Raw genomic sequence first — 13,178 nt, forward strand, 5'->3', positions numbered from 1 at the left:
ACATGAATAAAAGCGATGATAAAAGAAATAGAAAATTCGCTTTTGGAAATGAATCAAGATCAGTACGCTTGCGATGAATCAAAACCGGCATGCCTTGCGACGGTGGCGCGCAAGGCATGCGCATTTTCAGATGGAGCAAGTGAGATGGCGATCGGTTTTAGGGTGCTGCCGCGCGAGCAGTGCGTGAGCGCGGACATGGTGGAGCGCTTCAAGGCTATTCCCGTGGCCAACATCAGCGATTCGATGGCGCGCATGAGCGCGGGCGGCCCGCGGCTGCGTCCCATGCACGCGGGCGACAGGCTGGCGGGCGTCGCGCTGACGGTGAAAACCCGCCCTGGCGACAATCTCATGGTGCACAAGGCGCTTAACATGGCCGCGCCCGGCGACGTCATCGTGGTCGACGCCGGCGGCGACTTGACCAACGCGATCATCGGCGAGCTGATGGCGGCCATGGCGATCAAGCGCCAAGTCGCCGGATTCGTGATCAATGGCGCGATCCGCGATGCCGGCGCGATCCAGATCGGGCATCTTCCCGTCTATGCGGCCGGCGTTACGCATCGCGGTCCCTACAAGGACGGCCCGGGCGAAATCAATGTTCCGATCTCGCTCGACGGCATGATCGTCCATCCGGGCGACTTGATCTGCGGCGACGAGGACGGCGTGGTGTGCGTGTCCATCGACGAGGCGCAGACCGTGTATCGACTGGCAAAGGCCAAGCACGACGCCGAAGCGGGCCAGATGACGGAGATCCACGAAGGCCGCGACGACCGGTCCTGGGTCGAGGCGGCGCTGGCGCGCACCGGCTGCGAAATCCGGATCTGAAGCCGGGCCGCATGCCTACATTCTTTCAACCAAGGGGTAGATAAAATCATGTTCAAACGACACGGCATCAAAGAAGCCATTTCCGCACTCTCATTCGCCGGCATCGCCGCCCTGGCGTGGGTCAATCCGGCCAGCGCCAAGAACGATGCCGACGGCTTTCTGATCAACACCGCGATATCCAAGGCCGAGCCCAACGCGGCCGCGATCGCTGCGCTGCCCAGCGACATCAAGGAAAAAGGCTACCTGACCATCGGCGGCGAAACCACGCTGCCGCCATATCTTTTCCGCCAGGACGACGGCATCACCGGCATCGAATCGAGCTTCATGCAGGCCCTGGGCCAGGCACTCAACCTGAAGATCAAGCTGATCAACACCGACTTCGGCTCCATGGTGATCGGCCTGACCTCCGGCCGTCTGGACGTGGCCATGTCCGATTTTTCGGACACGCCTGAACGCGAAAAGCAGGTCACCTTCATCGACTACACCAAGACCGGCCAGCAGTTCATCGTGGCCAAGGGCAATCCCAAGAAGATCCATTCCGTGGCGGACCTGTGCGGCGTCATCGCGGGCGGTCCCGCCGGCAGCCTGTCGCTGGCTATCGCCAAAAAACAGTCCGATGCTTGCACGCAGGCGGGCAAGCCGGCCGTGGACGTGCAGAGCTACCCCTCGGCCAGCGCTTCCGACCTGGCATTGCGCACCGGACGCATCGACACGATGGGCATCGACTACGCGATCGCGGCCAATATCGTCGCCGCCTCGGAAGGCAAGACGGAGCTGACCGGGGATCTCTTCGAGGCCGGCTACCACGGCGCGGCCGTGAGCAAGAACAACGAGCAGCTCTCCAAGGCCTTGCTGCTCGCATTCCAGGGTATCGCCAAGCAGGGGATCGACGCGCAGATCCTCAAGCACTACGGCGTTCCGCAAATGCACATGGATGCCCCGCAGATCAATGCGAAGGCCGGCGAGCAATAAGGCAGCGCATTCGAGTCATCGCCGCTGCGCGGGCGGGGGCCTGCCGAGGCGCCCCCGCCCGGCACCGCGGTACAAGCTACGCTCGACGTATTGAGCGAGCGCAAGGAATTCATCCATGGAAAATCAAGACGACCGTAAGCGTCCCCTGCGCATTGTCCGCGGCAGGCATCCGGTTCAGATCGCTATCGGGGTGCTGGTCTCGATATTTCTGTTTTCGTTCATCTTGCGCATCGCCGACAACGAAAACATGCAATGGCCCATGGTGGGCCACTACCTCTTCGACAAGCATGTGCTGTCCGGCGTGCGCGTGACGCTACTGGTGACCATCGTCTGCCAGGCCCTGGCGATCGTGATCGGCATAGTGGTCGCGATCATGAGGCTGTCCAAGAGCCGCATCTTCTCGGCCATCGCGAACGGCTACCTGTGGTTCTTCCGCGGCACGCCGCTGCTGGTGCAGCTGATCTTCTGGTACAACCTGGCCGCGCTGTTTCCGGTCCTGTTCCTGGGCGTGCCCTTCACCGGCCTGGGCGTCATGCTCAAGACCAATGCCGTGATCTCGGGGTTCACCGCCGCCATCGTCGGTTTTTCGCTGCACGACGGCGCCTATATGGCCGAGATCGTGCGCGCCGGCATCATGTCGGTCGACCCTGGGCAGCGCGAAGCGGCGATCACCACGGGTATGACCGAAGCCCAGGCCATGCGCCGGATCATCCTGCCTCAGGCGATGCGCGTCATCGTGCCGCCCACGGGCAATCAGGCGATCAACCTACTGAAGGCGACCGCGCTGGTGGCCTTCATCTCCGGCGGCGACCTGCTGAGCAATGTGCAGGACATCTACGCGGTCAATTACGCGGTCATGCCGCTGCTGGTCGTGGCCACGCTCTGGTATCTGGCGCTCGTCACCGTCGCGACGCTGGGGCAGTACTACCTCGAGCGCGCCATCGGCAAAGGGTATGCCCGCCGCACCGGCGGCAAGAGCAGCCTCAAGATGAACGTGGACATGGATATCGCATGATGAGGACCGAATCTGAAACCCCGGTTGTCGAGATCGTCGAAGTCAAGAAGAAATTCGGCGACAAGACCGTGCTCGACGGCATCAATCTGGATGTCATGAAAGGCGAGGTGGTCGCCATCCTCGGTCCCTCCGGCTCCGGCAAATCCACGCTGCTGCGCTGCGTGAACCACCTGGAAGAAATGACCAGCGGCTCGATCAAGGTGTGCGGCGAGTACATCGGCTACGAGCGCATCGGCGACACCCTCAGAGAAGTTTTCGGCAAGCGCCTGGCCAGGCAGCGGCAGAAAGTGGGCATGGTGTTCCAGCACTCCAATCTGTACCCCCACAAGACCGCGCTGGAAAACGTCGTAGAAGGGCCGATCCACGTGCTCAAGACGCCCAAAGACAAGGCCCTGGCACGCGGGCGCGAGCTGCTGCGGCGCGTCGGCCTGGCCGAGCGCATGGACGCCTATCCCGCGGAATTGTCCGGCGGCCAGAAGCAGCGGGTCGCGATCGCCAGAACGCTGGCGATGGATCCGGAAGTCATTCTGTTCGACGAGCCGACGTCCGCCCTGGACCCCGAGCTGGTCAACGAAGTGCTCAATGTGATGAAAGAGGTGGCTTCACTGGGCATATCCATGCTGGTGGTGACGCACGAAGTCGGCTTCGCGCGCGAGGTATGCAACCGCGTGGTCTTCATGGCCGACGGCAATATCGTGGAAGAAGGCCCCGCGCACCAGGTCATCGATGCGCCCCGGGAACAGAGAACCCGGGAATTCCTCGGCGTCGTGCCCAGGAAAGCAATGGAGAAGTGAATTGAATCAAGCCTTACCCTCGTTTTCGTCGGATGCGGTGCTGCGTATCCGCGGCCAGTCGCTGCGCGGCAAGAACCTGATCTCGGGCGTCACCGACAAAGTTTCGCTCGCTATCGGCGAGCCCGACTTCGATACGCCCAGCGTGATCGTCGACGCGCAGATCGAGGCGCTGCGCGCCGGCTATACCCATTACTCCCCGCAAGAAGGCCGCACCGAGCTTGTCGACGCGATCTTGAAGACGGCGGTCGCGGTGGCCGGCAAGAACTTCTCGTCAGAGAACATCCTCGTCACACACGGAGGCGCGGCGGGCCTGACCGCTTCGATACAAGGCCTGCTCAACCCCGGCGACGTGGTGCTGCTGGAAGACCCGACCTATTCCCTCTACCTGGACGGGATCAACATGGCCGGCGCCAGCGTGAAGCGCTTCGCCAGGGGGGAGGACGGCGCCTTCGATTTCGACCGCATCGACCAGGATGCCAAGGGGGCAAAGCTCATCATTCTGTGCCACCCGTCGAATCCGACCGGCGCCGTGATCAGCCGCGGCGAATGGGCGTCGTTCGCCGACATCGTCAAGCGCAACGGCCTTTTTCTGCTGTGCGACGAGGCCTACGAAGGGCTCACTTACGGCGATTCGGCCTTCGTCTCGGCGCTCGATATCGACGGCCTGGGCGAGCATCTGCTGGTCAGCCGCACCTTTTCGAAGAAGTACGCCATGACCGGATGGCGGCTCGGCTATCTCGTCGGCGATCCGCGGCTGATCGCCTCCGCTTCCACGGTGCACCGCACGTTCAACGGCGCCATCAATTCGGCCAACCAGATCGCCGGCGCGACCGCGCTGCGCGAGGCAGGCCAGGAAGCGGAAACGATGCGGCGCAGCTTCGACAAGCGGCGCGACCTCATGCAAACGTGCCTCCTGAAGATTCCCTCCATCCGGTTCAGGCGTCCTGACGGAGCCTTCTATTTCTGGCTGCAGTATCCCGCCAGGCTGGGGTCTTCGCTGGAAGTGGCCGCCCAGGCCGCGCAGGCCGGCGTCATGGTCCGGCGCGGCGAGGAGTTCGGCGGCAGCGGCAAGCATGCTCTGCGGCTGTCGTACGCGACCGACGAAGCCTCGATCGTGGAAGGCGTCGCACGATTGGGCCGCGCGTTGGCCGGGTGACTGGCCAGGGCGTTCGAGGCGGCGCCTACCGGTAGGGCTGGCGCCGTTTTTTCCCGCAACGTTACTGGCAACTGCCCTTTATCGTTTCCTCGGCCTGCCGCATGGTGGTCTGCGCCGAGGCGAGCTCCTGCTGCCCTTGCTGGCGGCGGGTCGAATCGCTCGTCCTGGCCAGGCAATAACGGATGATCTGCGCGAATCTGGCGTTCAGGACATAGGCCGCCTTGGCCGAATTGCAGACTCCAGTGGCCGTCCGGCCGAGTTGCTGCGCCCAGGCCGTGACGCGATTGGCTCCCGCCGAAGGTGCGCCGCCCGGAGGCTGGCACATATCGTTCGTAATGGATGGGGCGGCGGGAAACTCTCCCGCGTATTTGATGTTGCCTGCTCCGGCGGCCGGGCCGGTCAGATTGGCCGACCCTGTCTGGCTGGTTCGGCCGGATGCGGCGCTTGGGCCGGACGGGCTGCTGCCGTTGCCGGCGACATCGCCATAGGTGGCCAGCTTTTGCGCGAGATCCCGGTTTTCCTTGTCGGCAAGGCTTTGCACGAGCGCGACCATGTTGCCGCCGAATTTTTTGCCGGCCAGAAGCTTCGCGTAGGCGTTGTGCCAATCCCGCCGATTGCGTTCGAAGGCGACATAATGGGGGTCGCCGTCATCGGGGCCGCCTTTGCAATTCGCCTGTCGGCAGCGGTTGCGTGTCGCGGCGTCGGCCTGCGCAGTCAATTTCGCGACGAGCGCAATCCTCGCTTTGATCTCTTTCTGCAGGTCCGCCGGCGCGCCTGCCGCCACCAGCTCGGTTCCGGCCGTCGAATTGGGAATCCAGGAGGCCTGCCGCAGCCAGACCTGCGCGGCGCGATGCAGCATCGATGAATCGGACGTGGCCAGCGCCTGCCGGATGACCGCCGCGACGCCATAGTCGGCGTCGAATGCACTGTCGGCGTTGAGTTCGGCGAGGCTCAGAAAGGCCTGCGACATAGCCTTGGCCTGTTCGGGGTATTTCCCCTTGGTGGCCGGGTCGTTCAATTCCCGGACGAGAGAGCCGATATTGTTGATGTAGAAGGTATCCCGCACCCGGCAGGTGGACTCGACGCCGGTTATTTTTTTCACGGCCTCGTTCAGCGACGAGAGATTCTCGCTCCGGTTCGGATCGAAATCCTGAGGAATGGAGCGCGTGGCGGCCTGCGTGTATTCGTACAAGGCCCGTCCGCAATCGCCGCGTTCCATGGCTTTGTCGCCATCGCCCATCCATCCGCCCGGACCGCTGTAATCCGCGCAACCCGCCGCGCAGAGAACCATCGCGACAGCCAGGAAAAGCCGGACTGTCTTCGCATGCCGCGTCATCTTCATTCGAGTATCCCCGGTTTGACTCGTGTTTCGGCAGCCCGCGTCGATGGCGGGCTTGCCCAGAACCGCGAACGACACGTTACCCAGGCGTTTTTGGCCCGTCATCCTCAAATCTGAGGATGACGGGAACGCTGACGCGTCGTGCTTGCATTTCCTTAAGCGAGAAAATATTCTGTTACCTTACAAAAAACATAACACGGGAACGCGTTCGTGGGCGCTCAGGTTTCCATCGATCCGATGTTGCTGGACGACATCTATGCCGCCGCGCTGGGAGAGCAGTCGTGGGAATCCGCTCTGGGCAAAATAAGAGTTTTGCTGGGCCAGCGCAGCGCCACGCTTCTTACGCTCGACCATGTTTCCCTGGCATCGGAGATAAACGCCGTCGTCGGCGATGACGCCGCCTGGGTGGGCGAGGTTTCCCAGGCCTACAACACCGAGTTCTATCGCTACGACCCCATTGCCGAGGCGCTCACGCCGGACTGGAAGCCAGGGGCCTGGTTCGAGGATGCGCAGTTGTTGACCCGGCAGCAAAAGTCGCGGCACGTCTTCTACCAGGATTTCATGCGTCCCTACGGGCTGGGCAGCATCTCGGGCATGTTCATCGATCGCAGCGAGCACAGCAGCGCATTTCTAAGCGTCCAGGGCGGCCCCGAGTCCGGCGGCTTGTCCGAGGCGCAGCGCCGCCAGATCCAGGCCGTTTACCCTCATGTGCGCCGGGCGCTGCGCATGCAGATGCGCCTGCGCGAACAGGAAACCCGCGCCGCCATCGCCGAGTCGGCGCTCGCCGCGATGACGGCGCCGGTCTTCATCCTGAACGACATGCGCCGATTGCTGTGGGCCAACGGCGCAGCCGAAGCGCTGTTGTCGCGCGAACCTGCCCTGCGCTTCGTGCAGGGCAGGTTCGTGGCCGCGGGCTGCGCCGACGATGCGCAGTGGCAGGCCGCGTGCCGGCAAGGAGGTCTGCTGCTGCGCCGCGCCGACGGTGCGCCGCTGCCGTTGACGCTTTTTCCCATTGCGCAGCAGTCGCGGTTGATGCGCGCCTGGCACGGCCGCCTGTTCATGATGACTGCCGCCGATCCGCGCAAGCCCGAGGGCCAGGCCAAACGCTTGCAGTGTCTTTTCGGCCTCACGCCCAGCGAGGCCGAGTTGACGCTGTTGATCTGCAACGACGGGCTGTCGCCGCAGGAGTGCGCCGACCTGCGTGGCGTTGCCTTGAGCACGGTGCGTTCGCAGATCAAGGCGATCTACACAAAAACCGGCGCAACCCGCACGGCGCAGTTGGCTGCGTTGGTGATGCAGACCTAGCCGTCGTGTCCGAATGCCTCGCGCGCCGCTCGCGCGGCGGGCAGACGCGGTTCGATTACCAACGGCCGGACGGCGCGACGAAGCGCTTCTTCGCCGCTTTCCATGCATCGCGGCCGCCGCGGTACCAGTACACGTTGGTGTAGCCCAGCTTGATCGCATGCAGCGAGGCGTTGTACGACAGCCAGCAGCGCGAGCTGTGGCAATAGAAGACGATCGGCCTGGTCTTGTCCCCGCCGGTCTGGGAGTCCAGCGCCTTGGAGAACCTGTCCATATCCGTCCCCAGCAGCCGGCCCTCGCCGGCGCCGTCCATGACGACGGCGCCGGGCACGGTCTTCTTGGCGGCATAGGCGACGAAGACGCCAGGTTTGGGGTTGCCCTCGAGCATCTGCGCCAATTGATCTGTCGAGACGACCTTGCCGCCGGGGATCGAGGTCGGCGTGGGTTCGCCGTAGTGATTCATCTTGGGGTACGAGGTGGCCAAGACACCGAAGTCCCTGAACTCGTCCGCATAGCCGTTAGCGTCCTGGGCATGGGCGGCGCCGGTGCTCAGCGCGAACATCAGCGCGGCGGCATGCAGGCCAGCCAGCAGAAAGCGCTTTTTCATTTGATGCTCCTTTTTTTACAAAAGACGAGAAACCTGTACCGCGAGCGGCGCGGCGCCGCGCGGGCTTGACGGCAGTTAAGCAAGTTCGAGCCAGGGCCGCATCCCCAAAATTAGGGATGACCGGAATCGAATCGTGGCGAAAAAACGCCCTGCCCCCAATTCGAAGGGGCAGGGCGTATGGCCCGCGGATCGGCGAGTCGGCGGCCGAACCCGCCGCCAGGCTCAGGCGGCCTTCTTCCTGCGGCGGACCGCCTTGGTCGGCGCCGCATCCGCGGCATCGGTCATCACGATCGACAAGGGCGAGAGCTGCAAGTCGTTGCCGCCCGGAATGCGTGCGCCGGCATTTCTCTCGGCATGGCGCGCCGCCGCCTCGAATACGCTCTCCATTTCGCGCAAGCTGGTCTCGGCCCGTTTGCTGAACGGTTGCGCGGCCTGCAGCACTTCTTTCATCGAGGCCAGCATCGAGCGGATGTCCTCGGCCGTGGCCTTGGACAGCATCGTGGGCATGGCCCGCAGCGAGCCGGCCGGGTCCAGATGCATCACCATGGCCTGTTCGCGCATCAGTTCCTTGAAGCGCTCGAGCGTGGCCACGGACTGGCCGTCCTTGGTGCGCAGGCGCCGGATGACCGCGAAGCTGCGCTCGTCCAGGGCGCCTTCCGAGCCGATCACATACAGCAGCATACGGATTGCGGCGCGATGCAGGCCGCCCACCGTCACCCGCTTCTGCAGCTCGGCCTTGCGCCGGGTCAGAAAGTCGCGGTGTTCGGGAGAAACGCCGGGATGCTGGCGCGCCGGGCCGTCTTTGGCGCCCAGGCCGGACCAGGCTCGCACCAGCGGTGAACCGTAGAGGTTCATGAACAGGCGTTCCTGAGATGAATCGCGCAGTTCCTGATAGATATTCAGACCGGTCTCGATCCAGTCCGACATCATGTTTTGCGCCAGCAGGAAGGGGTTGTCCTCTGGCACGGGCTCGCGCTGCTCGCGTACCGCTTCGGCCAACTGGGCTATCGGCGCAATCACCGGGTTCTGATCGGAGATCAATTCATAAGGCAGGCGCAGCGGATGCATATGCTGCATCCATTCGGCTGCCTGCGGCGTGACGGCGGCTTGAACCCAAGGCTGCACGAAGTTGCGGTACAGACCCAGGTTCAGCTGCGAGATGCGCGAGGCCACGGCGAAGCGCTGGTCGTCTTCGGGGATCTGCTCGACGATGGCGCGTATGTCGTCCAAGGCTCGGGGCTCGACCGTCATCACATAGTCGCCCGCGGTTTCGGCGTTGGGCGTGTCGGGCGTGCGCTCTTCGAATTCGGCCTGGTAGATGCCGGGCGGCAGCACGTCGATCATGTCGACGTTGCTGGCGAATTCCTGGTGTTCTTTGCGGGCCACGTTGCCCGATACGAAGATGCCCAGGTGGCCGATGCTCTCGTGCACGGCGTAGACGATGGTTTGCCCGTGGGCCTGGATCTCGGCTTCGTTCTGGTAAAGATCGGTGATCCAGCCCAGCGCCTGGGGCGGCGGCGTGATGTTGTCGCCCTTGGAGCAGAACACGATGATGGGAGACTGGATGTTGCGCAGGTCGATGCGGATGCCGTCGGACGTCACCAGCCCGGCGGTGGCCAGGCGGTTGCCGACGAACAGATTGTCGACGATGTATTGGATCTCGGGCCCGTTCAGGTACACGTGGCCGCCCCACCATTTCTCGAAGCCCAGATAACGCTTGGCCTCGGTATCGATATTTGCGTAGAGCGTGTATTGCTTGGTCCAGAGGGTGTTGGCAGGGTTCAGATGCTCGAAGTTCTGCACCAGCCAGGCGCCGTCGAAGGTGCCATGGCCCAGGTCGCTGGCCATTGCGGTGAGCCAGCTGCCGCCCAGCAGGCCGCCCGCATAGCGCATGGGGTTCTTGCCGCGCCAGCCCGCCCAGTACGACAGCGGCGCGCCGGCGATGATGATGGGGCCGAACAGCTCGGGCCGCATGGCCGCGGTCATCATGATCTGCCAGCCCGCCTGGCAATTGCCCACCACGACCGGCTTGCCCTCGGCCTGAGGGTGCAGCGCGATGATTTCCTCCAGGAACCGCGCCTCGGCGTGCATGACGTCTTCCACCGTTTGCGTGGCGGTGGGGTGCGGCAAGAAACTGGCGAAATAGCAGGGATGGCCGGCGCGTATGGCTACGCCGATCTCGCTTTCCGGCTTGAATCCGCCGATGCCCGGACCGTGGCCGGCGCGCGGATCCACCACCAGGAAGGGGCGCTTGATCGGGTCTATCGCCACGTCTTTGGGTGGAAGAATGCGCAGCAGGCTGTAGTTGACCGGGCGTTCGAAAGTGCGGCCGTTCAGCACGACTTCCGAGTCCATGGACAGCACATGCGGCGCTTTTTTTGCGATGTGCTTGCGGTATTGGTTGCCACGCTGACGCATCACGTCGGTGTACAGCACGCCGCGCTGCCAGGCGTCGACGCCGTATTGCCAGGCGGACAGCAAGGGGGTCAGGGCGGGGTAGAAGGGCGTTTGCGGCAAGGCAGACGCGCGGGGGGCTGGAATGGCCATGACAGTCTCCTGGTTGGACGGCCGGACCGGGAGGGGCCGACATTCAGGGCGTTCATGGATTACACAGCAGTTCATGTTGCAATGCAACATGAGCGGCGGATTGAGGTAGGTTTTGCCGTGCCGCATGGGCGACACGGAAGTGGTCAGGCGGCGATTTTCTTTTGCCAGAACATGGCTCTGCCGGCTTCTTCCTGTAATTGGTAGCCTTCGTAGCCCATTTTCTCGTAAAGCTTCTTGGCCGGAATATTGCCTTCCAGCACCTCCAGCGTCAGCTTGCAGCAGCCCAGAGCCCGGGCGCGATCTTCCAGCGCAGCCATCAGGCGCTGAGCGATGCCCTGTCCGCGAAAGCGCGCCGACACCATGAAGTCGTGCAGGTTCAGGAGCGGCTTGCAGGCAAAAGTGGAGAAGCCCTCCAGATAGATGGCCAGGCCGGCCGGCTGGCCGTCTACCCGGGCCACCAGCGCATGAGCCCAGGGGCGTGCTGCCAGCGAGGCGGCGAGATTTTCGCGGGTATGGGCGGACAGAGGCTCGCCGCCGCCCATATCGCCGCTGGCGTATTCGTTCAGCAGCTCGACGACGGCTCGGCCGTGTTCGGGGTTCTTGAAATCGACGTCGATGATGTCCAGCATGGCGTTTCCTGAAATGTTTCCCAAGATTTTATGATGGGGTTATGAACGCTACCACTACACCCGCTTCGGCGCGCATCGAGCGCCGCCACCCCGACGAACTCATCGTCGGCCTGGTCTCCATTTCCGACCGCGCATCGAGCGGCGTTTACGCCGATCAGGGCCTGCCGGCCTTGAAAGAATGGCTAGGCACCGCGCTCGCCTCGCCCTGGCAAGCCGCAGAGCGGCTGATTCCCGACGAGGCGGCCGGCATCACCGCCACGCTCGTCGACCTGGTCGATCGTTGCGGCTGCGACCTGGTGCTCACCACGGGCGGCACCGGTCCGGCGCGGCGCGACGTGACCCCCGAAGCCACGCTGGCCGCCGGCACCCGCGAAATGCCGGGTTTCGGCGAACAGATGCGCCAGATCAGCCTGAAGTTCGTGCCCACGGCCATTCTGTCGCGCCAGGTGGCGGTGATCCGCGAGACCGCTGCCAGCCACGCGGCGCTCATCATCAATCTGCCGGGCCAGCCCAAGGCCATTCGCGAGACGCTCGAGGGCCTGCGCGGCGAAGACGGCGGCGTGCTGGTTCCCGGCATATTTGCCGCCGTGCCGTATTGCATCGATCTGATCGGTGGGCCTTATGCCGAGACCCGGCCCGAGGTAGTCAAGGCCTTCCGGCCCAAGTCGGCGGTGCGCGGCGCGCAAGGCAACTAAGAGGGGCGGGCGGCTAGGCCGCCTTCTTCTGCTCGTCCAGATTGATCTGGGCGCAGAGCGTGCCGTACAGGCGCTCGGCGTAGCTCAGGGCGTGGGTGGTCTGCTGGTGCAGACGCTGCTGCTCGTCCAGGCACCGATCGTATTTGGCGCGCGCCTGAACGTAGGTGAGCCCGGTATTGCGCAGACTGTTGATAAAGGGAATGCGCGAACGGCGCAACTGGCGCAGGCCTCGCTCGCCCCGCTCGAAAGAACGCCGCGCCGAAGCCAGGCGGTCGGCCGCCTGACGCAGTGCTTCGCTCGGGAGAATGGGAGAGGGTGTTGCCATGACAGGGATTCTATCCGGCTCGGGGCATGCGTCATAGGCCGGGAATCGGCCGGAAATTCCCCCTAAATCGCCGCGACGGCCTGAGCCGTCCTGCCGAAAGCGGCCCGCAACGTATGCTCACAAAAAAGCCCCCTGCGTTGCGTCTGCGCGCTTGATCAGCGCATTTTTTACCTTTCGGCGGGGCAGCGGCAAAAACATTTCTTCCGCCGCCCGGTAAAATCTTGGGTTAATCGCGGATTCGCTTTCTCATTCATTAAAAATACCCGATCCAGGAGATCCCCCATGGCCCTCGTTTCCATGCGCCAGCTGCTCGACCATGCGGCAGAGCACGGCTACGGCATTCCCGCCTTCAACGTCAACAACCTGGAGCAGGTCCAGGCCATCATGGAGGCCGCCGCCGAAACCGACAGCCCGGTGATCATGCAGGCCTCGGCCGGCGCGCGCAAATACGCGGGCGAGGGCTTTCTCAAGTTGCTCATCCAGGCCGCCGTCGATACGTATCCCCATATTCCCGTCGTCATGCACCAGGATCACGGCCAGTCGCCCGACGTGTGCCAGGGTGCCATCAACCTGGGTTTTTCCAGCGTGATGATGGACGGCTCGCTGATGGCCGACGGCAAGACGGTCGCCAGCTACGAATACAACGTCGAAGTCACCCGCAAGGTGGTCGACATGGCCCACAAGGCCGGCATCACCGTCGAGGGCGAGCTGGGCGTGCTGGGTTCGCTCGAAACCATGAAGGGCGACAAGGAAGACGGCCACGGCGCCGAAGGCACCATGACGCGCGAGCAACTGCTGACCGACGTCGAGCAGGCTGCCGACTTCGTCAAGCAGACCCAGTGCGACGCGCTGGCCATCGCCATCGGTACTTCGCACGGCGCCTACAAGTTCTCGCGCAAGCCCACCGGCGACATCCTGGCCATCGACCGCATCAAGGAAATCCACGCCCGCATCCCCAATACCCACCTGGTGATG

Annotated in this window: 13 protein-coding genes; 8 read left to right on the forward strand and 5 right to left on the reverse strand. The window is 63.8% G+C overall.

What is annotated here, in order from left to right; all coding sequences use genetic code 11:
- The first annotated feature begins 144 nt into the window (after positions 1-144).
- The 5 genes from ACTHJ1_RS11425 to ACTHJ1_RS11445 all read left to right on the forward strand — a co-directional run bounded on the left by ACTHJ1_RS11425 (position 145) and on the right by ACTHJ1_RS11445 (position 4,759).
- The gene (locus ACTHJ1_RS11425; RefSeq protein ID WP_440192245.1) at positions 145-822 is read left to right on the forward strand and encodes an RraA family protein; all 678 of its coding nucleotides are present in this window, start codon (positions 145-147) and stop codon (positions 820-822) included.
- 48 nt (positions 823-870) lie between these two features.
- Positions 871-1,794, forward strand: a complete 924-nt coding sequence (locus ACTHJ1_RS11430; protein ID WP_440192248.1) for an ABC transporter substrate-binding protein — start codon at positions 871-873, stop codon at positions 1,792-1,794.
- 115 nt (positions 1,795-1,909) lie between these two features.
- Entirely contained in the window at positions 1,910-2,809 is a 900-nt protein-coding gene (locus tag ACTHJ1_RS11435) for an amino acid ABC transporter permease (RefSeq protein ID WP_440192251.1), read from the forward strand.
- The gene (locus ACTHJ1_RS11440) at positions 2,806-3,603 is read left to right on the forward strand and encodes an amino acid ABC transporter ATP-binding protein (RefSeq protein WP_440192254.1); all 798 of its coding nucleotides are present in this window, start codon (positions 2,806-2,808) and stop codon (positions 3,601-3,603) included. Before ACTHJ1_RS11435 ends, ACTHJ1_RS11440 begins: the two co-directional genes overlap by 4 nt.
- 1 nt (position 3,604) lies before the next feature.
- Positions 3,605-4,759, forward strand: a complete 1,155-nt coding sequence (locus tag ACTHJ1_RS11445; protein WP_440192257.1) for a pyridoxal phosphate-dependent aminotransferase — start codon at positions 3,605-3,607, stop codon at positions 4,757-4,759.
- Between the two features lie 61 nt (positions 4,760-4,820).
- Here ACTHJ1_RS11445 and ACTHJ1_RS11450 read toward each other — a convergent pair whose 3' ends face one another.
- Positions 4,821-6,209, reverse strand: a complete 1,389-nt coding sequence (locus ACTHJ1_RS11450) for a hypothetical protein (RefSeq protein ID WP_440192260.1) — start codon at positions 6,207-6,209, stop codon at positions 4,821-4,823.
- A 99-nt stretch (positions 6,210-6,308) separates the two neighbouring features.
- Here ACTHJ1_RS11450 and ACTHJ1_RS11455 point away from each other — a divergent pair, with 99 nt between their 5' ends.
- Positions 6,309-7,403, forward strand: coding sequence for a helix-turn-helix transcriptional regulator (locus tag ACTHJ1_RS11455; RefSeq protein WP_440192263.1), 1,095 nt, complete (start codon positions 6,309-6,311; stop codon positions 7,401-7,403).
- Between the two features lie 55 nt (positions 7,404-7,458).
- On the opposite strand, the gene ACTHJ1_RS11460 is transcribed toward ACTHJ1_RS11455, so the two are convergent.
- The 3 genes from ACTHJ1_RS11460 to ACTHJ1_RS11470 all read right to left on the reverse strand — a co-directional run bounded on the left by ACTHJ1_RS11460 (position 7,459) and on the right by ACTHJ1_RS11470 (position 11,183).
- Positions 7,459-8,007 (reverse strand): rhodanese-like domain-containing protein, encoded by a 549-nt coding sequence (locus ACTHJ1_RS11460; protein WP_440192266.1) that lies wholly within the window; start codon positions 8,005-8,007, stop codon positions 7,459-7,461.
- A 222-nt stretch (positions 8,008-8,229) separates the two neighbouring features.
- Positions 8,230-10,554 (reverse strand): DUF3141 domain-containing protein, encoded by a 2,325-nt coding sequence (locus ACTHJ1_RS11465; protein ID WP_440192269.1) that lies wholly within the window; start codon positions 10,552-10,554, stop codon positions 8,230-8,232.
- A 143-nt stretch (positions 10,555-10,697) separates the two neighbouring features.
- A complete protein-coding gene (locus ACTHJ1_RS11470; RefSeq protein WP_440192272.1) occupies positions 10,698-11,183 on the reverse strand; it encodes an N-acetyltransferase family protein in 486 nt (161 codons plus the stop codon).
- A gap of 41 nt (positions 11,184-11,224) precedes the next feature.
- Here ACTHJ1_RS11470 and mog point away from each other — a divergent pair, with 41 nt between their 5' ends.
- Complete coding sequence (mog, locus tag ACTHJ1_RS11475; protein ID WP_440192275.1) at positions 11,225-11,878, forward strand: molybdopterin adenylyltransferase; 654 nt, start codon at positions 11,225-11,227, stop codon at positions 11,876-11,878.
- 13 nt (positions 11,879-11,891) lie between these two features.
- On the opposite strand, the gene ACTHJ1_RS11480 is transcribed toward mog, so the two are convergent.
- Positions 11,892-12,203 (reverse strand): hypothetical protein, encoded by a 312-nt coding sequence (locus tag ACTHJ1_RS11480; RefSeq protein ID WP_440192278.1) that lies wholly within the window; start codon positions 12,201-12,203, stop codon positions 11,892-11,894.
- Positions 12,204-12,485: 282 nt separating this feature from the next.
- On the opposite strand from ACTHJ1_RS11480, the gene ACTHJ1_RS11485 reads away from it, so the two are divergent.
- Positions 12,486-13,178 (forward strand): ketose-bisphosphate aldolase (locus tag ACTHJ1_RS11485; protein WP_440192281.1); only part of this gene is annotated, 693 nt, incomplete at its 3' end.

Origin of the sequence: Bordetella sp. (assembly GCF_051960075.1) — a bacterium.
Taxonomy (GTDB): Bacteria; Pseudomonadota; Gammaproteobacteria; order Burkholderiales; family Burkholderiaceae_B; genus Bordetella.

Excerpts from the sequence above, each read along its gene's own strand:
- ACTHJ1_RS11425 (WP_440192245.1), top strand. The coding sequence starts at position 145 with ATGGCGATCGGTTTTAGGGTGCTGCCGCGCGAGCAGTGCGTGAGCGCG.
- ACTHJ1_RS11430 (WP_440192248.1), top strand. The coding sequence starts at position 871 with ATGTTCAAACGACACGGCATCAAAGAAGCCATTTCCGCACTCTCATTC.
- ACTHJ1_RS11435 (WP_440192251.1), top strand. The coding sequence starts at position 1,910 with ATGGAAAATCAAGACGACCGTAAGCGTCCCCTGCGCATTGTCCGCGGC.
- ACTHJ1_RS11440 (WP_440192254.1), top strand. The coding sequence starts at position 2,806 with ATGATGAGGACCGAATCTGAAACCCCGGTTGTCGAGATCGTCGAAGTC.
- ACTHJ1_RS11460 (WP_440192266.1), bottom strand. The coding sequence starts at position 8,007 with ATGAAAAAGCGCTTTCTGCTGGCTGGCCTGCATGCCGCCGCGCTGATG.
- ACTHJ1_RS11465 (WP_440192269.1), bottom strand. The coding sequence starts at position 10,554 with ATGGCCATTCCAGCCCCCCGCGCGTCTGCCTTGCCGCAAACGCCCTTC.
- ACTHJ1_RS11470 (WP_440192272.1), bottom strand. The coding sequence starts at position 11,183 with ATGCTGGACATCATCGACGTCGATTTCAAGAACCCCGAACACGGCCGA.
- mog (WP_440192275.1), top strand. The coding sequence starts at position 11,225 with ATGAACGCTACCACTACACCCGCTTCGGCGCGCATCGAGCGCCGCCAC.
- ACTHJ1_RS11480 (WP_440192278.1), bottom strand. The coding sequence starts at position 12,203 with ATGGCAACACCCTCTCCCATTCTCCCGAGCGAAGCACTGCGTCAGGCG.